This is a genomic window from Pseudomonas sp. SIMBA_041 (assembly GCF_046535095.1).
GTDB lineage: Bacteria > Pseudomonadota > Gammaproteobacteria > Pseudomonadales > Pseudomonadaceae > Aquipseudomonas > Aquipseudomonas mucoides.
Window position 1 is genome coordinate 59,968 of record NZ_JAWRXJ010000007.1, and the last position, 21,908, is coordinate 81,875.

Below are 21,908 nucleotides of genomic sequence, written 5' to 3' on the forward strand. Positions count from 1 at the left end.
ACCTGTGGGAGCGGGCTTGGCCGCGATGGGGGTGAATCGATCTTAAGTACGGTACTCGGCGTTGATCTTCACGTATTCGTGGGACAAGTCGGTGGTCCAGATGGTTTCGCTGCAATCGCCGCGACCCAGCTCGATACGGATGGTGATCTCTTCCTGCTGCATCACTGCAGCGCCCTGGGCTTCAGTGTAAGTCGCGGCACGCGCACCACGGCTGGCAATGCACACGTCGCCGAGGAACACGTCGATCTTGCTCACGTCCAGGTTCGGCACGCCGGCACGGCCAACGGCAGCCAGGATGCGGCCCCAGTTCGGGTCGGAAGCAAACAACGCCGTCTTGATCAGCGGCGAGTGCGCCACGGTGTAGCCGACGTCCAGGCATTCCTGGTGATTGCCGCCGCCGTTGACTTCAACGGTGACAAACTTGGTCGCGCCTTCGCCGTCGCGAACGATGGCCTGGGCCACGTCCATGCACACTTCGAAAACAGCCTGCTTCAACTTGGCGAACAACTCGCCTTCGGCACGGGTGATTTCCGGCAGTGCAGCCTGACCGGTGGCGATCAACATGCAGCAGTCGTTGGTCGACGTGTCGCCGTCGATGGTGATGCGGTTGAACGACTTGTTGGCACCGTCCAACAACAGGTTTTGCAGCACATCGCGGGAGACTTTGGCGTCGGTGGCGATGTAGCCGAGCATGGTCGCCATGTTCGGACGGATCATGCCCGCGCCTTTGCTGATGCCGGTGACGGTGATGGTCACGCCGTCATGCTGGAACTGGCGGCTCGCCCCCTTGGGCAGGGTGTCGGTGGTCATGATGCCGGTGGCGGCCGCTTCCCAGTTGTGGATCGACAGGTCGTCAAGGGCTGCTTGCAGCGCGCCTTCGATTTTCTCGACCGGCAGCGGCTCGCCAATCACACCGGTGGAGTAAGGCAGCACCAGGCTGGCATCGACGCCCGTCAGCTCAGCCAGTTTGGCGCAAGTGCGCTCGGCGGCGGCCAGGCCAGGTTCGCCAGTGCCGGCGTTGGCATTGCCGGTGTTGGTCAACAGGTAACGCACCGGGCCTTGCACGCGTTGCTTGGCCAGGATCACCGGGGCGGCGCAAAAGGCGTTCAGGGTGAAAACGCCAGCGACGGTGGAACCTTCGGCGCAGCGCATGACCACAACATCCTTGCGCCCCGGGCGCTTGATGCCGGCCGAGGCGATACCGAGTTCAAAACCGGCAACCGGGTGCAACGTTGGCAAAGGACCAAGACCAACAGCCATGAATGCGCTCCTCAAAAAATGTAGTCATCACCGTCATGCGATGAACGGCGGTATTAAATGGCAAAACGCCGCGACGGCTGATGCCGGTCGCGGCGCGGGTATTTCAGCGTTTGAAACGGGTTTTACTGAATCTGCCCGTGGCAATGCTTGAATTTCTTGCCCGAACCGCAGTAGCACAGTTCGTTGCGGCCCAGCTTCTGCTCGTTACGAACCGGTGCTGCGGCGAGGGCGACATCAATATCTTCCCCCAGCGGTTCCACTTGCTCGAGACCCGGTGCTTCTTCGTGATGGAACTGCAAGCGTGCGGCCAGTGCTTCGGCTTCCTGACGCAGGCGTTGCTCTTCGGCTTCCGGATCTTCGCGGCGAACCTGAACGTGCGACAGCACACGGATCGAGTCGCGCTTGATCGAATCCAGCAGCTCGGAGAACAGCGTGAACGACTCGCGCTTGTACTCTTGCTTCGGGTTCTTCTGGGCATAGCCACGCAAGTGGATGCCATGACGCAGGTGGTCCATGGTCGACAGGTGGTCTTTCCACAGGTCGTCGAGCACGCGCAGTACGATTTGTTTCTCGAAGCTGCGCAGCGCTTCGGCACCCGCCTGGTCTTCTTTCTCGTTGTACGCCGCGATCAGCTCTTGCATCAGCTTCTCGCGCAGGGTTTCTTCGTACAGGTGATCGTCTTCGTCGAGCCATTGCTGGATCGGCAGCGCCACACCGAAGTCGCTCTGCAACGCAGCCTCCAGACCGGCCACGTCCCACTGCTCAGGCAGCGATTGCGGTGGAATGTGCGCGCTGACGGTAGAGTTGAGCACGTCCTGACGGAAATCAGCGATGGTTTCGCCAATGTTGTCGGCGGCCAGCAACGTGTTACGCATGTGATAAATCACTTTACGCTGTTCGTTGTTGACGTCGTCGAACTCGAGCAGTTGCTTACGAATATCGAAGTTACGGCCTTCAACCTTGCGCTGAGCCTTTTCGATGGCGTTGGTCACCATACGGTGCTCGATCGCCTCGCCTGGCTGCATGCCCAGGGCCTTCATGAAGTTCTTCACTCGGTCAGAGGCGAAGATGCGCATCAGACTGTCTTCCAGCGACAGGTAGAAGCGGCTGGAACCGGCGTCGCCCTGACGACCGGCACGACCACGCAACTGGTTGTCGATACGGCGCGATTCGTGACGCTCGGAAGCAATGACCTGCAAGCCGCCCGATTCGAGCACTTGCTGGTGACGCTTCTGCCAGTCGGCCTTGATCTGGGCAATCTGCTCCGGAGTAGGATCTTCCAGGGACGCCACTTCCACTTCCCAGTTACCGCCCAACAGGATGTCGGTACCACGACCGGCCATGTTGGTGGCGATGGTCAGTGCGCCTGGGCGACCGGCCTGGGCAATGATCTCGGCTTCCTTTTCGTGGAACTTGGCGTTCAGAACCTTGTGTTCGATGCCTTGTTCCACCAGCAGGCGGGACATGTGTTCGGAGGTTTCGATGGTCGCGGTACCCACCAGCACCGGACGGCCCGCCGCCATGCTTTCCTTGATGTCCGCCACGATGGCCGTGTATTTCTCGTCGGCCGTCAGGAACACCAGGTCGTTGTAGTCCTTACGGGCCAACGGCTTGTTCGGCGGAATGACCATGACCTGCAGGCCATAGATCTGATGGAACTCGAACGCCTCGGTGTCAGCCGTACCGGTCATGCCGGACAGCTTGTTGTACAGGCGGAAGTAGTTCTGGAACGTGGTCGATGCCAAGGTCTGGCTTTCGGCCTGGATGTTCAGGTTTTCCTTGGCTTCGATGGCCTGGTGCAGGCCTTCGGACAAACGACGGCCCGGCATGGTACGACCGGTGTGTTCGTCGACCAGGACAACCTGACCGTCCTGCACGATGTACTCGACGTTGCGGTGGAACAGTTTGTGCGCGCGCAGACCGGCATAAACGTGGGTCAGCAGGCCCAGGTTGTGGGCCGAGTACAGGCTCTCGCCTTCAGCCAGCAGGCCGAGGGAGGTCAGCGATTCTTCTACGAATTGATGGCCCGCTTCGTTGAGTTCAACCTGACGGGTCTTCTCATCGACGGTGTAGTGGCCGGCCTTGGTGACTTCGCCTTCAACTTCTTCGACGTGCAATTCCAGGCGCGGGATCAGTTTGTTGATCTCGATGTACAGCTTGGAGCTGTCCTCGGCCTGACCGGAAATGATCAGTGGAGTACGGGCTTCGTCGATGAGGATGGAGTCGACTTCGTCGATCACGGCAAAATTGAGTTCGCGCTGGAATTTTTCTTCCATGCTGAACGCCATGTTGTCGCGCAGGTAATCGAAACCGAATTCGTTGTTGGTGCCGTAGGTAATGTCAGCGGCGTAAGCCAGACGTTTCTCTTCCGGTGGCTGGAACGGCGTGACCACGCCGACCGTCAGGCCGAGGAATTCGTAAAGCGGACGCATCCAGTTGGCGTCACGACGGGCCAGGTAGTCGTTCACTGTCACAACGTGCACGCCCTTGCCGGACAGCGCGTTGAGGTAAACGCCCAGTGTTGCCACCAGGGTCTTGCCTTCACCGGTACGCATTTCCGCGATCATGCCTTCATGCAAGGTCATGCCGCCGATCAGCTGGACATCGAAGTGGCGCATACCCATGACACGCTTGCCGGCTTCGCGGGCGACCGCAAAGGCTTCTGGCAACAGCTTGTCGAGGGATTCCCCTTTGGCGATGCGGGCCTTGAACTCGTCTGTCTTGGCACGCAATTGATCGTCCGAAAGGGCCACCATTTGCTCTTCGAAGGCATTGACGAATTGCACCGTCTTGAGCATGCGTTTGACTTCACGCTCGTTCTTGCTTCCAAAAAGTTTCTTTAACAAAGGCGCAAACATATCGGCAGGATCTTCCACACTAAAGGGATGGAGGGCGGCCCCGTGAGTCGCCCGTGCAGCCCTCATGGCCGCATGCGAACGAGCATTCTACCCGGAAACGATGGTGAGGAAAGTGGCGTTATTCCACGATGCATGCACTGCGCTGTAACGGGGCTCACTTAAAATAAGGGCTTTTTGCTGAACTTCAAGCCGTTCACGGCAGAAGTTACTTGTTGATTTAATGGGTAAAGCGCGCGCAAAGCAATGGGTCAGGTGCAGGAGGTGCTTTCTGCTACCATAGCGGCTCTGTTACTTCAGGTGTCTGATCATGGCATTTCGCCCTCTTACGGCCAGAGCACCCGCCGTTCTGCTTCGCGAAGCCAAGCCGCTGAAAGCTATTTTTGGCCACGCTCAACGCCTGGGTCATTTACAACGCCTGCTCGAAAGCCAGCTGCAGCCCGCCGCTCGCGAACACTGCCATGTTGCTTCGTGGCGCGAAGGCAGTTTGTTGCTGATCGTCACCGACGGACACTGGGCAACGCGCCTGCGCTATCAGCAAAAGCGTCTGCAACGCCAGTTACAGATGTTTGACGAGTTTGCCAGCCTGACCCGGATTCTGTTCAAGGTGCAGCCACCGACCGTGCAACAAGGCGCGGCGGGGCACACCATCAGTTTGTCGTCCGATGCGGGCGCGACCATTCAGGCCACGGCCGACGGGATCAGCGATCCAAATCTGCGGGCTGCGCTGGAACGCCTTGCGGCGCACGCAAAACCAAAGACCTGACACGCCGATTTTTGTAGGCGCTGGGCTTGCCTGCGATGGGCGCGCCGCAGTGCAACAGATACACCGCGTTATCGTTCATCGCGGGCAAGCCATGCTCCTACAAGGTTCAGCGGCTTTTTTTGCCGCCGAGCAACGACCCCATCAACCCGCGTACCAATTGTCGGCCCAACTGATTAGCCGCCTGTCGCATCGCCGACTTCAGGGCCTGCCCGGCCGCCGTGCCGAGAAACTCCCCGGCCTGTTCGGTGAAACTTGGCTCTTGGGGCGCAGGTTTGGACGGCGCGGCCTCGGGATCAGGCGCCAACCCCTTGCGCCCCATCAGCACTTCATAGGCCGATTCCCGATCTATCGGCTTGTCGTAGCGTCCCTGCAACGGCGAACCGGCGATCAGTGCCGCACGCTCGGCCTCGCTCAACGGCCCGATCCGCGATTGTGGTGGCGCGATCAACACACGCTGAACCATCTCCGGCGTGCCTTTATCGGCCAGCGTCCCGACCAGCGCCTCGCCGATCCCCAGCTCGGTCAACACCGACAAGGCATCGAACGCCGGGTTCGGCCGGAAGCCCTCGGCCACGGCGCGCAGGGACTTCTGTTCCTTGGCGGTGAACGCACGCAAACCGTGCTGGATGCGCAGCCCCAACTGAGCCAGCACGTCATCCGGCAGGTCACCCGGCGATTGGGTGACGAAATACACGCCCACGCCTTTCGAGCGAATCAGCCGCACCACTTGTTCCAGTCGATCCTGCAGCGCCTTGGGCGTCCCGGCGAACAGCAAATGAGCTTCGTCGAAAAACAACGCCAGCAGCGGTTTGTCCGCATCACCGCGCTCCGGTAATTGCTCGAACAGCTCGGCGAGCAGCCACAGCAGGAATGTCGCGTACACCTTCGGGGCTTCGTGAACCAGACGACTGGCATCCAGCAAATGAATGCGCCCGCGACCGTCAGCAGTTGGTTGCAGAATGTCTTCGAGTTGCAGCGCCGGTTCGCCGAACAGCGCTTCGGCGCCTTGTTGCTCCAGCGTGGCCAGCCGCCGCAACAGCGCCTGACTGGAACCGGTGGTCATCAACGCGGCGTCATCGCCGAGCAATTCGGGGTTATCACGCAGGTGATTGAGCAGCGCCTTGAGGTCCTTGAGGTCGAGCAGCAACAGCCCTTCGCGGTCCGCCACCTTGAACGCCGCGTACAGCGCCGACTGCTGGCTGTCGGTCAGTTCCAGCAGACTGCCGAGCAACAACGGGCCCATTTCACTCAAGGTGGTGCGCAATGGATGACCGGACTGGCCATGAATATCCCACAGCGTCACGGGATACGCCTGGGGCTTGTGGTTCAGCCACGGCATCCCGGCGATGCGCTCGGCGATCTTGCCTTGGGGGGTGCCAGCGGCGCCGAGGCCACACAGATCGCCTTTGATATCGGCGGCAAACACCGCCACGCCTGCGTCGCTGAAGGCTTCGGCCATGCGCTGCAAGGTGACGGTTTTACCGGTCCCGGTAGCGCCGGCGACCAGGCCGTGACGATTTGCCAGACGCATGGCCTGGGCGATGGACTGGCCGGCAAGGTCGGCACCGAGAACGAGTTGCGATGAGTCAGGCATTTGGTCACCTAATGGTTAATCTTTGATCCGGCGCGGCCGATACAAAAAACGAGACTTCACAGAAATCAGCGCCGGTATTCCCTAAGGACAGGACAGAACTATCAGCTGCTTTTCACCCTGCCCGTTTTGCGTGCCTTTATAAAAGCACGCCCTGAACAATAAGACCTTAGCGGAACCCCAAGCCATGAACAAAAACCTGCGCTTCAGCCATAAAATTTTGCTTGCCGCCGCCCTCATTGTTATTGCTGCCTTCGCCTCGTTCACCCTGTACAACGACTATTTACAGCGCAACGCCATCCGCGAAGACCTGGACAATTACCTCAATGAGATGGGCGACGTCACCGCCAACAACATCCAGACCTGGTTGGCCGGTCGTATCCTGCTGATCGATAACCTCGCTCAAAACATCGCCATCAACCCAGAACAGTCCAATGTCGCCAGCCTGCTTGAGCAGAAAGCCCTGACGTCGACCTTCATGGCGTCCTACCTGGGCGATGCCACCGGCAGCTTTACCATTCGCCCCGACGCCAAGATGCCGGCCGGCTTCGATCCACGGGTTCGCCCTTGGTATAAAGGTGCCGAAAGCAGCAGCACCGCGACCCTGACCGAACCGTACATCGACGCGGCCACTGGCCAGACCATCATCTCCATCGCCACCGCCTCGAAGAAGGCCGGGCAAAGCGTCGGCGTGGTGGGCGGCGACCTGAGCCTGCAAACCCTGATCGACACCCTCAGCGCCCGTGATTTTGACGGCATGGGGTATGCCTTCCTGGTCAGCGCCGACGGTAAAATCCTGGTGCACCCGGACAAAGCCCTGGTCATGAAGTCCCTGGGCGAGGCGTACCCGAAAAATACCCCGCGCATCAGCAGCGACTTCAGTGAGGTCGACGTCGACGGCAAGACCCGTATCGTCACCTTCACCGCGATCAAAGGCCTGCCATCGGTCAACTGGTACATCGGCCTGTCGGTGGACAAGGACAAAGCCTTCTCGATGCTCAGTTCGTTCCGTGCATCCGCCGTGGTCGCGACCATTATTGCCGTGGCGATCATCATCGCGCTGCTGGGCATGCTGATTCGCATCCTGATCCAGCCGCTGCACGTCATGACCCGCGCCATGGAAGACATCGCCGACGGTGAAGGCGACCTGACCAAACGCCTGACCATCCAGAACAACGACGAATTCGGCATCCTCGGCACCGCGTTCAACCGTTTTGTGGAACGTATTCACACCTCGATTCGCGAAGTGTCCTCGGCCACCGGGCAAGTCAACGAAGTGGCACTGCGCGTGGTGGCCGCCTCGAACTCGTCGATGTTCAACTCCGATCAGCAGGCCTCGCGCACCAGCAGCGTCGCCGCCGCGATCAATCAGCTCGGGGCCGCCGCCCAGGAAATCGCCCGCAACGCTGCGCAAGCGTCGAGTCAGGCCAGCGATGCCCGCAGCCTGGCCGAAGATGGCCAGCAAGTAGTGGACCGCAGCATCAAAGCGATGAATCAGCTGTCGAGCATGCTCAGCGCCTCGAGCACCAACATCGAATCGCTGAACAGCAAAACCGTGAACATCGGCCAGATCCTCGAAGTGATCACCAGCATTTCCCAGCAAACCAACCTGCTGGCACTCAACGCGGCCATCGAAGCCGCCCGTGCCGGTGAAGCCGGCCGCGGTTTCGCGGTGGTAGCAGATGAAGTGCGCAACCTGGCGCACCGCACGCAGGAATCGGCGCAACAGGTACAGACCATGATCGAGGAGCTGCAAGTCGGCGCCCGCGAATCCGTCAGCACCATGAGCGACAGCCAGCGCCACAGTCAGGACAGCGTTGAAATCGCCAACCTGGCGGGCGAGCGGTTGAACAGTGTGACGTTGCGCATCGGCGAAATCGACGGGATGAACCAGTCGGTGGCCACCGCGACGGAAGAGCAGACAGCGGTGGTGGAGTCGATCAACGTCGACATTACCGAGATCAATACGCTGAACCAGGAAGGCGTGGAGAACCTGCAATCGACGTTGCGCGCGTGCTCGGATCTTGAGCAGCAGGCTTCGCGGCTTAAGCAGTTGGTCGGCAGTTTCCGTATCTAGTGTCAGTTAGGGCCCCATCGCGAGCAGGCTCACTCCTATAAGGTTTTGCACTGAACCTGTGGGAGTGAGCCTGCTCGCGATAGCGGTCTATCAAACGCCACAAAAGCCCCGCTAACACCCCACCACAAAACCCCAGCCGAACATCTATCCTTCATAAAGGTCAATCAAGGGAGAACAACAGACCGGAGGGCTGCTCATCGTGCATATCGCGGACATCACCATGTTCTACGCCCCGGCCAGCGGTGGCGTGCGCACGTATCTGGATGCCAAGCACCGTCGCCTGGTGATCAAGCCAGGCATCCGCCACAGTCTGTTGATTCCAGGCGCACACCTGAGTGAAACGGATGGCGTCTACACAGTTCCCGCCCCCGCCCTGCCCTTTGGCAAGGGTTATCGTTTTCCCCTCCGCCTCGCTCCCTGGCGAAATGTCCTACAGGATTTACAGCCCGATCTGATCGAAGTGGGCGACCCGTACCTCACCGCCTGGGCCGCACTCGACGCGCGGCGCCAACTGGATGTTCCGGTTATCGGTTTTTATCACTCGGACTTGCCGCTGCTGGTCAGCAACCGGATGGGGAATTGGGTTACCACCAATGTCGAGGCCTATGTCAGCAAGCTCTATGGCAACTTCGACCGGGTGCTGGCGCCGAGCCGGGTCATGGCCGACAAATTGAGCGGGCTGGGCGTGAAAAACGTCTATGTCCAACCTCTGGGCGTGGATTTGCACACCTTCAATCCCGATGCCCGGGACCCTGGCCTGCGCGCCGAACTGGGCATTGATGAAAATACGCATCTGCTGATTTTCGCCGGGCGCGGTTCCAAGGAAAAAAACCTGCCGGTGCTGCTCAAGTGCATGGCACGTCTGGGGCCGCGTTTTCACCTGCTGCTGGTGGGTTCGTCGATGCCGGCCACGGTGCCGGACAACGTCACGGTGGTCGATGGGTTCTGCCCGGCCGCACACTTGGCGCGCTTGATGGCCAGCGCCGATGCCTTGTTGCATGCCGGCGACCAGGAAACGTTCGGGCTGGTGATACTCGAAGCCATGGCCAGCGGTATTCCGGTGGTCGCCGTGGCGGCCGGTGCCTTTCCGGAAATTGTGACCGAGCACTGCGGTTTGCTTTGCACGCCGAACAATTCAACAGCCATGGCCGACGCCGTTCGCGAGTTGTTCAGCCAGGGCAGCGTGGCGCTGGGGAAATCAGCGCGCAGTCATGTCGAGCGCCAATACAGCTGGGACATGGTGGTCAACAGCCTGCTGGGGCACTATCACGCCGTTCTCGGCAGCCAATGGCCGCTGGTGGCTCATGGTTAACCCGATGAGTCCACCCAGCGTCTTACTGGTACTGCATGACGTTGCGCCGCCCACCTTGGCCGACTATCAACCGTTCGTTGAAGCCGTCGACGCCTTGGGCGAGGTGCCGATGACCTGGCTGGTGGTGCCGGATTTTCACAAACACAACGGCCTTGAAGCTCATCCGGAATTTCGACGTGTGCTCACCCATCGTGTTGCACGAGGTGACGAACTGGCCTTGCACGGCTACTTTCATTGCGATGAGGGCCCTCCGCCCGACACCCCGCGAGACTGGTTCATGCGTCGGATCTACACCCATGAAGGCGAGTTTTACACCCTGTCGCAACGCGCCGCGCTCGACCGGTTGCGCGCCGGCATTGAGGTCTTTGATCGTTACAACTGGCCGCTGGAAGGTTTTGTCGCCCCGGCCTGGCTGATGAGCGAAGGAACGCGCGAGGCCTTGCGGCAACTGCCACTGCGCTACACCAGCGATTCGCAGCATCTATATCAACTGCCGGATTTCACACCGATGGATGCACCCGGCCTGGTCTGGAGTGCGCGCAGTGCCTGGCGCCGGGGCCTGTCGAAACTGCTCAGCGATCAGCGCGAACAACAATGGCGCGAGGCGCCGGTCATTCGGCTGGGCCTGCACCCGGTGGACATGCGCCATGAGTTCTCCCGGCATTACTGGTTGCAAACCCTCAAGCGTTTGCTCGATGGCGGGCGCGTACCGATGACCAAATCGCAATGGCTGGCGCGGCAACGCGCCCCGCTCGGCCGCGCCGCATGAGCCGGGGCATTCTGCTGTTCGTCGCCCTGCTGGCGGCGGTGCTGATCCCGCTGCTGCTGGGCGGCAACCAAACCTGGGCGCGGCTGCAAAGTTTTCCAGTGAGTTGGCTGCTGATCATGTTCGGCATGATTCTGCTGTGCTGGGGGGTGAACACCCTGCGCCTGCGCCTGTTGCTGGGCGATCAGCGCGACAAGGTCAGCCCGCTCAAAAGCCTCGGCGTCGTCATGGCCGCCGAGTTTGCCTATTGCGCCACACCCGGCGGCAGCGGCGGACCGCTGGCGATCATGGCGTTGCTGGCACGCCATGGTGTGCGTCCGGCCAGGGGCAGCGCGGTGTTCGCCATGGATCAACTCAGTGATCTGCTGTTTTTTCTCTGTGCGCTGAGCGGGATTCTGATTTATGCGCTGTTCCAGCACCTCAGCCAGCGCATGGAGTGGCTACTGACCGTCAGCGTGATTTCGATGGTCGGTGGGTTGATCTGCTGCGTGATGGTTGCGCGCTACCATCGACTGCTGATTCGCCTGAGCGGGCGGTTACTGGCTCGCCTGAATGTAAAAAGCACAACGCGCCTGCGCTGGGCACGAAAACTCCTGCACTTCCTCGCCGCATTCACGGACACATTGAAGTTGCCCTTGCAGACATTGATCACGGTGTTTGCGCTGACCTGCGTGCATTGGGTGTTGCGCTACAGCGTGTTGTACCTGGCATTGCGCGGGCTGGGAGCGGATGTGCAGTGGGCCTGGTCTTTCTTGATCCAGATGCTCTCACTGAGTGCAGGGCAATTCAGCTTGCTACCGGGCGGTGCCGGGGCGGCGGAGTTGACGTCGGCCGCCTTGCTGGCGCCGATGGTGGGGAAATCAACCGCCGCAGCGGCGATTCTGATCTGGCGGGCGGTGACTTATTACTTCTACCTGATCGCGGGTGGCCCCGTGTTTTTATTGATGCTGGGGCGGCCGCTATTGAGGAAGTTGATGAAGTTCAAGCAGGCTTGATCTTGTCTTCAGGGGCTTGCTGTAACTGTTCCCACAACTCGGCAGCACCGGGGAACTCCGTACCGTCTTCCGGGCTCATGTCATCAGGGTCATAACGACTCAGACAACCTTCGCCCAAAGTAGCGGGCGCCTTGGAAGTGGCTTTGTCCAGTGGATCGACCATGGTCAATGTCCTCAGTGCAGAAACGGCGAAGGGCCTGAAGCGATTGAACGCCCAGGCCCTTCGAATTTCAACTGTAATGCACTGTTATCAGAACACGACTGTCTTGTTGCCGTGTACCAACACCCGGTCTTCCAGGTGATAACGCAGACCGCGTGCCAACACCATTTTCTCGACGTCACGGCCGAAACGCACCATGTCTTCAATGCTGTCACTGTGGCTGACACGCACCACGTCCTGCTCGATGATCGGGCCGGCATCCAGCTCTTCGGTCACGTAGTGGCAGGTTGCGCCGATCAACTTCACACCGCGCAGGGAGGCCTGATGATACGGCTTGGCGCCAACGAATGAAGGCAGGAAGCTGTGGTGAATGTTAATGACCTTGTGCGCGTATTCGCTGCACAACGCCGGCGGCAGAATTTGCATGTATCGGGCAAGTACCACCACTTCAGCATCGTGCTGTTTGACCAGACGCGAGACTTCGGCGAACGCCGGCTCTTTGTCCTGTGGATTGACCGGCACATGGTAATAAGGAATGCCGTGCCACTCGACCATGCTGCGCAAATCGTCGTGGTTGGAAATCACGCAGGAGATTTCGCAGTCCAGTTCATCACTGTGCCAGCGGTGCAGCAAGTCAGCCAGGCAGTGGGATTCGCGGCTGGCCATCAATACCACGCGTTTTTTCTGCGCGGTATCGGTGATGCGCCAATTCATCGAGAACTCTTCAGCTATCGGTGCAAAGGCTTCGCGGAAGGCTTCGATACCGAAAGGCAGCGAATCGGCACGAATTTCGTGACGCATGAAGAACCAGCCACTGAGGTTGTCCGAGTGATGGCTCGCTTCGGTGATCCAGCCGTTATGTGACGCCAGAAAGTTACTGACTTTAGCAACGATGCCGACGCGGTCCGGGCAAGCAATCACCAGCCGAAAAGTGCGCATGAGGGGGAAACTCCAGAACTTCGCAAAGGCCGCCATTCTAGCGATTACGCAACAAAACTGCAGTATTGATGACGTCTTGCCTGGCACACGGTCTGTGGAGCCGGCCAGGAAAGCACCCGTTCCCCGCGCGGTGGTGATCTTTTAGTCGATATCAAGAGTCCATTTGTGAAGATCTGTGATGACTGCATCACACTATTTAATCAGCTCTTCAATCTGCGCCCTATTCCTGACAACTAATTTAATTAAAACGCCGGTTAAATGTTTACTTGATGAAACACCCTGACTATTATTGCGGCACTGTCCCCCTGCCATCCAGTCTCCAACATAAGGTAGTCCTCATGTCCTTGATCAACGAATATCGTGCCACCGAAGAAGCTATCAAAGAGCTGCAAGCCCGTTTGAAGAACCTGTCCCAAGACGACAAACTGCAAACCGAGCTGGAATTCGAAGGCAAACTGCGCACCCTGATGGGCGAATACTCCAAGTCCCTGCGTGACATCATCGCGCTGTTGGATCCAGAGTCCAAATCCAAAGCGCCACGCGGCGGTGCAGTAAAAACTACTGGCACCAAGCGTGCTCGCAAAGTTAAACAATACAAAAACCCGCACAATGGCGAAGTCATCGAAACCAAAGGTGGCAACCACAAAACTCTGAAAGAGTGGAAAGCCAAGTGGGGCGGCGACGTGGTTGAAGGCTGGGCTACCCTGCTGGGCTAAGCCATAGCGCTTGTCACAGATAAAAGCGTGACAAAAAATAACGCCAGCGAAAGCTGGCGTTTTTTTATGCCTGCCATTGAGGCATGTCTATTTTCGTTTTCAAAGATTCAAACGTTTGCGTAATGCTTCGACATAATTTTGCCATTCATTGAGCACCTCTCGCTGAAACGATGTAGCAGTTTCATGCAATTGGGCCGCGGCTTCTGTAAAACTATTCAGCGTATTGGGTGCGCCACATTCGGGCACTGTCAGACGTTGCTGACAGAATAATTGCCAACGCGCTTGCTCCTCGGAATTCAACGTATCGGGGAAGTTGCGTGCGCGATATCGAAACAATAATTCCGGCAAGCGTTCGTCATCGAAAGGCCACTGCTCTTGTGATAATTGGGCAGGGTCCGCGGTTCGGACTTGCTCGCATAGACGCCGGTCCCGATCACCGATAAAACCATCGTATAACTGTTGCTCGGGGTCCTGGCTCGACGTGAAATCTTCGCGGGCATAAATCGCCTGCACTTTATCTCGCCACACTAGTTGTGCGTCGATTAGCCGCAGCGACCGTTCCTGATAAAGCGCCATGTCCAGCCCCAGACGTCGCTGATCGTCAGGTCGAAGTACCGACAACGGTGCGACCACCGGGCACTTGTTGATGTGAATGAGTTTAAGCGGCACCGGCAGTTCGCCTTCGAACAGCTCATCGCGACGGGTATACAGGCGCTGACGCAAGGTCTCGGCATCCAGATCCAGCAGGCCCTGAGGATCCAGATGCAGGTCACAGACAATCAAGGCGTTCTTGTTGCGTGGGTGCCAGGCCAGGGGCAGCACCACGCCGACGTAACTGCGCGCGGCCGAGAACCGCCCGGAAATATGCACCATCGGCTGCAACAGGCGGATCTGGTCCATCACCTTTTGCTTACTGCGCAACTTGAACAGCCAGTCATACAACTTCGGCTGTTTTTCACGAATCAGCCGCGCCAGCGCAATGGTGGCGCGAACGTCCGACAGCGCCTCGTGGGCATTGCCATGATCAATATTGTTGGCGGCGGTCAGACGTTCGAGCTTGAGCGTTACTCGCCCTTCTTCATCCGTCGGCCAGACGAGCCCGTCGGGCCGCAAGGCATACGCTGCACGCACCACATCGATCAGGTCCCAGCGGCTGTTGCCGCCCTGCCACTCGCGGGCATAGGGGTCGAAAAAATTTCGATACAGGCTGTAACGGGTCATCTCGTCGTCGAAACGCAGCGTGTTGTAACCCGCACCGCACGTGCCCGGCGCTGCCAACTGGGCATGCACACGGGTCATGAAGTCCGCTTCGCTCAAGCCCTGTTCGGCGAGTCGAGCGGGCGTGATTCCGGTGATGGCGCACGCCGCCGGATGCGGCAGGATGTCCTCACTGGGCTGGCAGTAAAGGTTGACCGGCTCGTCTATTTCATTGAGATCGAAGTCGGTGCGAATCCCCGCCACTTGCAGCGGACGATCGCAACGGGGGTTGATGCCAGTGGTTTCATAGTCGTACCAGAAGATCGAGGTCACGGGCTGTTCCTGAACTGAAGATCGGCAAAGTCTAGGCGTTCACATCCCGCCCCGGCCAGTAATCTGTCATTCAATCACCTCTGGCCACTCACCGTGCAATACATAGTTATGTCGTTTTCCCCCGAGAGGCTGCTAGCATCGGGTAGACATTGAATCCCGAACAGGCCACATAAGGTTGCCCATGCTCGAGACCACAGCACTGCCAAGGAAAGCGACGCTGTCCCCGCCACTGGATACGCGGTATCAAGTCGAAACGCCCGAAGGCATCGACTTGCCACTGCGCCCGGCCGGGTTGATGGTCCGTGCGCTGGCGTTCGCCATTGATTTAGGGATACGCGGGCTGATCCTCGGCCTGTTGTTTATCGTCTTGGCGTTTCTCGGAAAGCTGGGCGCCGGGCTGGGCTCGATCCTGCTGTTCGGGGTGAGCTGGTGGTACATGGTGCTGTTCGAAGTGCTCAATCAGGGCCGCTCGCCGGGCAAACAGTGGATGGGCTTGCGCGTGGTGCAGGACGACGGCACGCCGATCGGCTGGTCCGCTTCGCTGCTGCGCAACCTGTTGCGATTTGTCGACCTGCTGCCATTCGGCTATTTCCTCGGGGCCATCAGCTGCCTGCAACACCCGACCTTCAAACGCCTCGGCGACCTGGCCGCCGGCACGCTGGTGATCTACCGCGAACAACCGCTCACCCGACCGCAACTGCCCGAAGCCACCCCCCTGCGTCCGGCCTTCACCCTGACCCTGCCCGAACAACGCGCCATCCTCGCTTTCGCCGAACGCCAGGGTGAACTCTCCAAGGCGCGTACACATGAACTGGCGTCGATCCTGGCTCAACCGTTGCAGGTCTCTGCGCCACACGCGGTGGTCGCACTCAATGGCATCGCCCGCGGCTTGTTGGGGCCCGCATGAAGCAAAGCCATTTCGAAACCCACCACAGGGCCGAGTGGGAACAGTTTTCCCTGACACTGGATCGACTGGAGCGCGGCAAGGACGTCTCCCGAATCGCCGGTTTCCCCAAGGACTATCGGCAGCTTTGCCAACACCTGGCGCTGGCTCGGGAACGCGGCTACAGCAGTTTCCTGATCGATTCCTTGCAGCAACTCGTGCTGCGTGGGCATCAACAGCTGTATCGGCACCGCAGTCAACTGGGCGCCAACCTACTGGGCTTTATCCTGGCCGACTTCCCGCGCCTGGTGCGTGAACAGTGGCGGTTCGTACTGGCCGCCGGCCTGATGTTTTTTGGCAGTCTGATCAGCTTCGCGCTGCTGGTGTATCTGTTCCCGGACCTGGTCTACAACCTGATCCCGGCCGAGCAGGTCAGCGAGATGCAAAGCATGTACGACCCCGTCGCCGGCCATTTGGGACGCACGGCGGAACGCGCCGCCAGTGAAGACTGGGTGATGTTCGGTTACTACATCATGCACAACATCGGCATCGCCTTTCAGACCTTTGCCAGCGGTTTGTTCTTCGGTCTGGGGAGCGCGTTTTTCCTGCTGTTCAACGGCTTGATCATCGGCGCAGTGGCCGGGCACCTGACGCACGTCGGCTACGGGCAAACCTTCTGGTCGTTCGTGATCGGCCACGGTGCTTTTGAACTGACGGCCATTGCCCTGGCCGGTGCCGCCGGCCTGAAACTGGGCTGGGCATTGATCGCGCCGGGACGCCTGCCCCGCGCCGAAGCGCTGCGACTGGCGGCACGCAAGAGCGTACTGCTGATCTGCGGCGTGATGGTGTTTCTGTTGATTGCGGCGTTTATCGAAGCGTACTGGTCGTCGATGACAGCACCGGAGCCCATGACCAAATACCTGGTCGGCGCCGCGCTCTGGGCGTTGGTCGCGACTTATTTGCTGTTTGCCGGACGAACTCGCCATGCGCCTGAGTGACGCCACCGTCGTGATCCGTCCGCGCACCACCTGGGAAGCCATGGACCTGGGCGTGCTGATGAGCCAGCGCCATCGTCGCCTGCTGATGACCAGTTGGGCCATCGTCACCTTGCCGATCTTCGCCCTGCTCAGTGCAATCTTCTGGGATTCGCCGTCCCTTGCCGTGTTCCTCTTCTGGTGGCTCAAACCGGCGTTCGATCGCTTGCCGTTGTACATCCTGTCCAAAAGCCTGTTCGGTGAAACGCCGACACTCAAACAGGCGCTGCGCGAATGGCCGCGCCTGCTCAAGCCGCAACTGCTGGCCAGCCTGACCTGGCGCCGCCTGAGCCTGAGCCGTAGTTTTGTCATGCCGGTGGTGCAACTCGAAGGCCTCCACGGTCACGCGCGCGAACAGCGCTTGCAGGTACTGCTGCAGCGCAATGCCGGTGCCGCGCAATGGCTGACCATTATCGGCGTGCACCTGGAGAGCGCGCTGTGGATTGGCCTGATGGTGCTGTTCTACCTGCTCCTGCCGCAGCAGATCGAACTCGACTGGAGCTGGCAGACCTTGATCACCGCCGCCGTGCAGGACTGGCGATGGCTGGAACACCTTATCAATGCTTTTTACGTGCTGGTGCTGATGGTCTGGGAGCCGATCTATGTGGCCTGCGGCTTCAGTCTTTACCTGAACCGCCGCACGGTGCTGGAAGCGTGGGACATCGAACTGGTGTTCCGCCGTTTGCGCCAACGCCTCAGCACAACCGCCCTTACCCTGTTGCTGGCGGCAATCCTGTGGATACCGGGCACACAACACGTCTGGGCCGCTGAGCCCATCATCACACCGGACAGCCCACGCCTGCTCAATCAACCGCTGACCAGCCAGGCGTCAAAAGACAGCATCAAAGCCCTCCTCGAACAGCCACCGTTCAAAAACAAGGAAACGGTGACCCGCTATCGGTTTGGCGAAGAAAAACCCGATACCAAAACCACGGACGACAGCAAGACACCCGAATGGCTGAAGGCGTTGCTTGCACTGCTCGACAGCCAGCGGTTCGGCGTCCTCGCCACCTTGATTGAAGTGCTGCTGTGGGGCGCGGTGATGGCTGGCGTCGGCCTGCTGATCTGGCGTTACCGTGACTGGTTGCAGGCGTTCGTGAGTCGTCGCCCCTCATTGAAAAGAAAAATCGCCCGTCCAATACCGCAGCAGGCTTTTGGCCTGGACCTCAACCGTGAAACCCTGCCCGACGACATTGCCGCCAGCGCCGAAAGCCTCTGGCAAACCGATCCGCGCGCAGCCCTTGGTCTGCTCTATCGCGCCCTGCTCAGCCACTTGCTGCACGACCACCACATCGCGCTGAAAACCGCCGATACCGAAGGCGAAGTCCTCCAACGCATCGAACAACTGCAACAACCGGCGTTGCTGGCCTTTAGTAAAACCCTGACTCGTCATTGGCAAAACATGGCTTACGGTCATCGTCTTCCACCCGCGCATTCACAACAGGAACTGTGTGACGGCTGGCGAACGTTGTTCGGCCCGGGAGCCGCCCATTGAGCCGGCGTTCAGGGTTGTTTGTCGGCATGGTCATCGCCCTGCTGGTCGGCGCACTGGGTATTTACCTGTACCTGAAAGCCACGCCCTTTCAGGAGGAAATCGATCACGGCCCATCGCCTGAAGCGCAGGCCAATCCTTACCTCGCCGCTGAACACTTTTTGCGCAAGCAGGGCCTGACCGTCAGCCATGCCAACGGAATTGACGTGTTACCCACCCTCGATCCCCGTCAGCACAGCCTGCTATTGCTGGGTGACCGCTACAACATGACCCCACGCCAGATTGATCAGGTGATGAACTGGACTCGGGCCGGTGGCCGCTTGTTGTTTGTCGCCCAGTCGTTGTGGGATGAAAAGACCGGCCAGAGCAACGATCTGCTGCTCGACCGGGTGCAGTTGCACCAGACCTTGAGCAAAGACCTCAAGGAGCCACCGCCCGACATCCTCGACGATCCCTATCCCAAACTGACCAAGCTGTATCTGGAAGATGAAGAAGCACCGGCCTACGCCAGCTTCGACACGGCATTCCACCTCGAAGACCCGAAGAACCTCGCGCAATCCTGGGCCAACAGCGGCAAGGCCACGCACATGATGCAGCTCAACCACGGGCTCGGTTCGATCATCGTGGTCACCGACGCCGACCTGTGGAAAACCCCCGCCATCGACCAGTACGACAACGCCTGGCTGCTCTGGTATCTGACGGCGGACACACGCGTGACGTTGTTGTTCAACACCGATCACGACAGCCTGTTGACCTTGCTGTGGCGTTATTTCCCACAGGCATTGGTGGCCTTGATTGCGCTGATCGCCCTCGGGTTCTGGCACGTTGGCGTACGCCAGGGGCCGCTGCTGGAGCCTGCCACGAAAGGCCGTCGCCAACTCCAGGAGCACCTGCGCGCCAGCGCCGATTTCATGTTGCGTCGCCAGGGTCAGCAGCACCTGCTGCAAGCGTTGCAACAAGACATCCTGCGCCGTGTGCGGCGCCGTCATCCCGGTTTCGAACAACTCGGCGTCGCCGAGCAATGGCTGGTGCTCGCACGCCTGACCGGCCAACCCACACGCGCTATCAGCCAGGCCATGAGCCCGCGACCGAAACAGCGGCTGTCCAGCGCTGACTTCAGCCGTCAGGTCGCCCACCTGCAAACCTTGAGGAACACGCTATGAGTGAACAGATCGAGCCCGGCTCGCCGACTCACGTCGCCCAGCAACGCCAGCGTGCCAGTCAACTGGCCCAGGCGGTGCGCGGCGAATTGCAGAAAGCCGTGATTGGCCAGGACACCGTGATCGACGACGTGCTGACAGCGCTGATCGCCGGCGGTCATGTGCTGCTCGAAGGCGTGCCGGGGCTGGGCAAGACCTTGCTGGTGCGCGCCCTCGCCAAGTGCTTCGGCGGCGAGTTTGCACGCATCCAGTTCACCCCCGACCTGATGCCCAGCGACGTCACCGGGCACGCGGTCTACGACTTGAACACCGAGCAGTTCAAATTGCGTAAAGGCCCGTTGTTCACCAACCTGCTGCTGGCCGACGAGATCAACCGCGCCCCGGCGAAAACCCAGGCCGCGCTGCTCGAAGCCATGCAGGAACGCCAGGTCACCCTGGAAGGCCGCGCCCTGCCCATCGTGCAACCGTTCATGGTGCTCGCCACGCAAAACCCCATCGAACAGGAAGGCACCTATCCCCTGCCCGAAGCCGAGCTTGATCGCTTCATGCTCAAGGTGCGCATGGATTACCCCGACGTCGAGCAAGAGCTGAACATGGTCCGCCAGGTCAGCCGCTCGACCCGCGCCGACATGCTCGATGTGCAACCGCTGCGCACCCTGATGCAAGCCAAAGACGTGTCGGCCTTGCAGCGCATTGCCAGCGACTTGCCGCTGGACGACCAGGTGCTCGACTACGCCGTCCGCCTGGCCCGCGCGACCCGGACCTGGCCCGGCCTGATCCTCGGCGCCGGTCCTCGGGCGTCCATTGCACTGGTGCGCTGCGCCCGGGCCCGTGCCTTGCTGCGTGGCGGTGAATTTGTGATTCCGGACGACATCAAGGGCTGTGCGCTGGCGGTATTGCGTCATCGCGTACGCATCGCGCCGGAGCTGGATATCGAAGGGCTGGACGTCGATCAGGTGCTCGGGCAATTGCTCGACCAAGTACCGGCGCCGCGCCTGTGAAACCCTCGCGCCTGCTGCTGATCTGGCTCGCAATCCTGCTGGCCATCGGCATCGTGCTGGGCGCGTCGCGGGCGCTGGACATCACCGTCCCATCGCCCCTTCTGTCGATCAACTGGGGACTGCTGCTGGCCCTGTTCGCGCTGGCCGTGCTCGACGCCTTGCGCCTCAAACGCCTGCCCTCGCCGCGCCTGCGCCGACACATGCCCGGCAGCCTGGCGTTGGGTCGGTGGAGTGAAGTGCGACTGGATGTTGAGCATGCGTTCACCCAACCGCTGAACGTGCAGCTTTTCGACCATGTGCCGTCGGGACTGAGTGTTGAAAACCTGCCGCTGACCGTCGAATTGCAACCCGGCCTACAGAGCCAGATGGGCTATCGACTGCGCCCGCTCAAACGCGGCCACTTCAGCTTCGAACACTGCGAAATCAGCCTGCCCAGCCCGCTCGGATTATGGTCCGACAAACGCCTGCTGAACGCAGTCGACTCCACCCGCGTCTACCCCGACTTCGCTCGCCTCTATGGCGGCGAACTGTTGGCGGTGGACAACTGGATCAGCCAGCTCGGTGTACGCCAAAAACAACGTCGGGGGCTGGGCCTCGAATTTCATCAACTGAGAGAGTTCCGTGAAGGCGACAGCCTGCGCCAGATCGACTGGAAAGCCACCGCCCGCCAACGCACACCCATCGCCCGCGAATATCAGGACGAGCGCGACCAGCAGATCATCCTCATGCTCGACTGCGGCCGGCACATGCGCAGCCAGGACGGCGAACTCGCGCATTTCGATCACGCACTCAATGCCTGCCTCTTGCTCAGCTACATCGCCCTGCGCCAGGGCGATGCGGTGGGTCTGAGTACGTTCGCCAGCGATCGCGCGCATTACCTGGCCCCGGTCAAAGGCACTGGCCAATTGAACGTCTTGCTCAACAGCGTCTACGACCTCGACAGCACCCAACGCCCCGCCGATTACCAGGCGGCCGTCACGCAACTACTGGCCCGCCAAAAACGCCGGGCACTGGTGGTGCTGGTCACCAACCTGCGCGATGAAGATGATGAAGAGTTGTTGACCGCGGTCAAACGCCTGAGCAAGCAACATCGGGTGCTGGTGGCGAGTTTGCGTGAAGACTTGCTCGACCATTTGCGGCACGCGCCGGTGCAAACCTTGCCGGAGGCGCTGACGTATTGCGGGACGGTGGATTACCTTAATGCACGGGCAGAACTCCATGAGCGGTTGAGCGCTCATGGAGTGCCAGTGCTTGATGCCCAACCAATGGAGTTGGGGGCAGAATTGGTGACTCGCTATTTAGGTTGGAAAAAATCCGGAACAATTTAATGGCGAGCCGCAATTGATTGGTCTGGTCTTGAGATGCAAATAA

The 21,908-nt window shown here is 60.0% G+C and carries 19 protein-coding genes; 13 read left to right on the forward strand and 6 right to left on the reverse strand.

The features are described 5' to 3' along the window. Positions 1-42: 42 nt before the first annotated feature. Positions 43-1,260, reverse strand: coding sequence for a bifunctional glutamate N-acetyltransferase/amino-acid acetyltransferase ArgJ (argJ, locus tag SB725_RS18215; protein WP_027922924.1), 1,218 nt, complete (start codon positions 1,258-1,260; stop codon positions 43-45). On the opposite strand from argJ, the gene SB725_RS18220 reads away from it, so the two are divergent. Beyond that, positions 1,259-1,411 carry a hypothetical protein gene (locus SB725_RS18220; RefSeq protein ID WP_155953712.1) on the forward strand — a complete coding sequence of 51 codons (153 nt, stop codon included), beginning with the start codon at positions 1,259-1,261 and terminating at the stop codon, positions 1,409-1,411. The genes argJ and SB725_RS18220 overlap by 2 nt on opposite strands. Here the strand turns inward: SB725_RS18220 and secA are convergent. Beyond that, positions 1,383-4,118, reverse strand: a complete 2,736-nt coding sequence (secA, locus tag SB725_RS18225) for a preprotein translocase subunit SecA (protein WP_027922923.1) — start codon at positions 4,116-4,118, stop codon at positions 1,383-1,385. The genes SB725_RS18220 and secA overlap by 29 nt on opposite strands. Before the next feature lie 307 nt (positions 4,119-4,425). On the opposite strand from secA, the gene SB725_RS18230 reads away from it, so the two are divergent. Next, positions 4,426-4,881, forward strand: coding sequence for a DUF721 domain-containing protein (locus SB725_RS18230; RefSeq protein WP_027922922.1), 456 nt, complete (start codon positions 4,426-4,428; stop codon positions 4,879-4,881). 106 nt (positions 4,882-4,987) lie between these two features. Here the strand turns inward: SB725_RS18230 and SB725_RS18235 are convergent, their stop codons facing one another. Beyond that, positions 4,988-6,475, reverse strand: coding sequence for a helicase HerA-like domain-containing protein (locus tag SB725_RS18235; RefSeq protein WP_027922921.1), 1,488 nt, complete (start codon positions 6,473-6,475; stop codon positions 4,988-4,990). 184 nt (positions 6,476-6,659) lie between these two features. Here SB725_RS18235 and SB725_RS18240 point away from each other — a divergent pair, with 184 nt between their 5' ends. The 4 genes from SB725_RS18240 to SB725_RS18255 all read left to right on the forward strand — a co-directional run bounded on the left by SB725_RS18240 (position 6,660) and on the right by SB725_RS18255 (position 11,622). Continuing rightward, positions 6,660-8,549, forward strand: coding sequence for a methyl-accepting chemotaxis protein (locus SB725_RS18240; RefSeq protein WP_027922920.1), 1,890 nt, complete (start codon positions 6,660-6,662; stop codon positions 8,547-8,549). A 190-nt stretch (positions 8,550-8,739) separates the two neighbouring features. Continuing rightward, the gene (locus tag SB725_RS18245) at positions 8,740-9,861 is read left to right on the forward strand and encodes a glycosyltransferase family 4 protein (RefSeq protein ID WP_410922502.1); all 1,122 of its coding nucleotides are present in this window, start codon (positions 8,740-8,742) and stop codon (positions 9,859-9,861) included. Beyond that, on the forward strand, positions 9,854-10,630 hold the full coding sequence (locus tag SB725_RS18250; RefSeq protein ID WP_027922918.1) for a DUF2334 domain-containing protein: 777 nt from the start codon (positions 9,854-9,856) through the stop codon (positions 10,628-10,630). The genes SB725_RS18245 and SB725_RS18250 overlap by 8 nt, the downstream gene beginning before the upstream one ends. After that, the gene (locus SB725_RS18255) at positions 10,627-11,622 is read left to right on the forward strand and encodes a YbhN family protein (protein WP_027922917.1); all 996 of its coding nucleotides are present in this window, start codon (positions 10,627-10,629) and stop codon (positions 11,620-11,622) included. The genes SB725_RS18250 and SB725_RS18255 overlap by 4 nt, the downstream gene beginning before the upstream one ends. Here SB725_RS18255 and SB725_RS18260 read toward each other — a convergent pair. Then, a complete protein-coding gene (locus SB725_RS18260) occupies positions 11,609-11,785 on the reverse strand; it encodes a hypothetical protein (protein ID WP_172825932.1) in 177 nt (58 codons plus the stop codon). The two genes, SB725_RS18255 and SB725_RS18260, sit on opposite strands and share 14 nt — an antisense overlap. Before the next feature lie 87 nt (positions 11,786-11,872). Next, on the reverse strand, positions 11,873-12,721 hold the full coding sequence (gene purU, locus SB725_RS18265; protein ID WP_027922916.1) for a formyltetrahydrofolate deformylase: 849 nt from the start codon (positions 12,719-12,721) through the stop codon (positions 11,873-11,875). A gap of 338 nt (positions 12,722-13,059) precedes the next feature. Between purU and mvaT the strand changes: the two genes are divergently transcribed. Beyond that, positions 13,060-13,437, forward strand: a complete 378-nt coding sequence (gene mvaT / locus SB725_RS18270) for a histone-like nucleoid-structuring protein MvaT (RefSeq protein WP_007945872.1) — start codon at positions 13,060-13,062, stop codon at positions 13,435-13,437. 99 nt (positions 13,438-13,536) lie between these two features. On the opposite strand, the gene sbcB is transcribed toward mvaT, so the two are convergent. Then, on the reverse strand, positions 13,537-14,967 hold the full coding sequence (sbcB, locus tag SB725_RS18275; protein WP_027922915.1) for an exodeoxyribonuclease I: 1,431 nt from the start codon (positions 14,965-14,967) through the stop codon (positions 13,537-13,539). Positions 14,968-15,148: 181 nt separating this feature from the next. Here sbcB and SB725_RS18280 point away from each other — a divergent pair, with 181 nt between their 5' ends. The 6 genes from SB725_RS18280 to SB725_RS18305 are packed head-to-tail and all read left to right on the forward strand — an operon-like array spanning position 15,149 to position 21,865. Next, positions 15,149-15,874, forward strand: a complete 726-nt coding sequence (locus SB725_RS18280) for an RDD family protein (RefSeq protein WP_027922914.1) — start codon at positions 15,149-15,151, stop codon at positions 15,872-15,874. Continuing rightward, the gene (locus SB725_RS18285; protein WP_059182256.1) at positions 15,871-16,848 is read left to right on the forward strand and encodes a stage II sporulation protein M; all 978 of its coding nucleotides are present in this window, start codon (positions 15,871-15,873) and stop codon (positions 16,846-16,848) included. The genes SB725_RS18280 and SB725_RS18285 overlap by 4 nt, the downstream gene beginning before the upstream one ends. After that, positions 16,835-18,379, forward strand: a complete 1,545-nt coding sequence (locus SB725_RS18290) for a DUF4129 domain-containing protein (RefSeq protein ID WP_027922912.1) — start codon at positions 16,835-16,837, stop codon at positions 18,377-18,379. The genes SB725_RS18285 and SB725_RS18290 overlap by 14 nt, the downstream gene beginning before the upstream one ends. Then, entirely contained in the window at positions 18,376-19,539 is a 1,164-nt protein-coding gene (locus SB725_RS18295) for a DUF4350 domain-containing protein (RefSeq protein WP_059182254.1), read from the forward strand. Before SB725_RS18290 ends, SB725_RS18295 begins: the two co-directional genes overlap by 4 nt. Continuing rightward, on the forward strand, positions 19,536-20,537 hold the full coding sequence (locus SB725_RS18300) for an AAA family ATPase (RefSeq protein WP_027922910.1): 1,002 nt from the start codon (positions 19,536-19,538) through the stop codon (positions 20,535-20,537). The genes SB725_RS18295 and SB725_RS18300 overlap by 4 nt, the downstream gene beginning before the upstream one ends. Continuing rightward, positions 20,534-21,865 (forward strand): DUF58 domain-containing protein, encoded by a 1,332-nt coding sequence (locus SB725_RS18305; protein ID WP_410922446.1) that lies wholly within the window; start codon positions 20,534-20,536, stop codon positions 21,863-21,865. The genes SB725_RS18300 and SB725_RS18305 overlap by 4 nt, the downstream gene beginning before the upstream one ends. Positions 21,866-21,908 lie beyond the last annotated feature (43 nt).

Bases quoted from the DNA above. Each gene is read 5' to 3' on its own strand.
- secA (WP_027922923.1), bottom strand. From the start codon at position 4,118: ATGTTTGCGCCTTTGTTAAAGAAACTTTTTGGAAGCAAGAACGAGCGT.
- SB725_RS18260 (WP_172825932.1), bottom strand. From the start codon at position 11,785: ATGGTCGATCCACTGGACAAAGCCACTTCCAAGGCGCCCGCTACTTTG.
- purU (WP_027922916.1), bottom strand. From the start codon at position 12,721: ATGCGCACTTTTCGGCTGGTGATTGCTTGCCCGGACCGCGTCGGCATC.
- SB725_RS18235 (WP_027922921.1), bottom strand. From the start codon at position 6,475: ATGCCTGACTCATCGCAACTCGTTCTCGGTGCCGACCTTGCCGGCCAG.
- SB725_RS18280 (WP_027922914.1), top strand. From the start codon at position 15,149: ATGCTCGAGACCACAGCACTGCCAAGGAAAGCGACGCTGTCCCCGCCA.
- SB725_RS18285 (WP_059182256.1), top strand. From the start codon at position 15,871: ATGAAGCAAAGCCATTTCGAAACCCACCACAGGGCCGAGTGGGAACAG.
- SB725_RS18230 (WP_027922922.1), top strand. From the start codon at position 4,426: ATGGCATTTCGCCCTCTTACGGCCAGAGCACCCGCCGTTCTGCTTCGC.
- SB725_RS18220 (WP_155953712.1), top strand. From the start codon at position 1,259: ATGAATGCGCTCCTCAAAAAATGTAGTCATCACCGTCATGCGATGAAC.
- SB725_RS18300 (WP_027922910.1), top strand. From the start codon at position 19,536: ATGAGTGAACAGATCGAGCCCGGCTCGCCGACTCACGTCGCCCAGCAA.
- argJ (WP_027922924.1), bottom strand. From the start codon at position 1,260: ATGGCTGTTGGTCTTGGTCCTTTGCCAACGTTGCACCCGGTTGCCGGT.
- SB725_RS18290 (WP_027922912.1), top strand. From the start codon at position 16,835: ATGCGCCTGAGTGACGCCACCGTCGTGATCCGTCCGCGCACCACCTGG.
- mvaT (WP_007945872.1), top strand. From the start codon at position 13,060: ATGTCCTTGATCAACGAATATCGTGCCACCGAAGAAGCTATCAAAGAG.
- SB725_RS18250 (WP_027922918.1), top strand. From the start codon at position 9,854: ATGGTTAACCCGATGAGTCCACCCAGCGTCTTACTGGTACTGCATGAC.
- SB725_RS18240 (WP_027922920.1), top strand. From the start codon at position 6,660: ATGAACAAAAACCTGCGCTTCAGCCATAAAATTTTGCTTGCCGCCGCC.
- SB725_RS18255 (WP_027922917.1), top strand. From the start codon at position 10,627: ATGAGCCGGGGCATTCTGCTGTTCGTCGCCCTGCTGGCGGCGGTGCTG.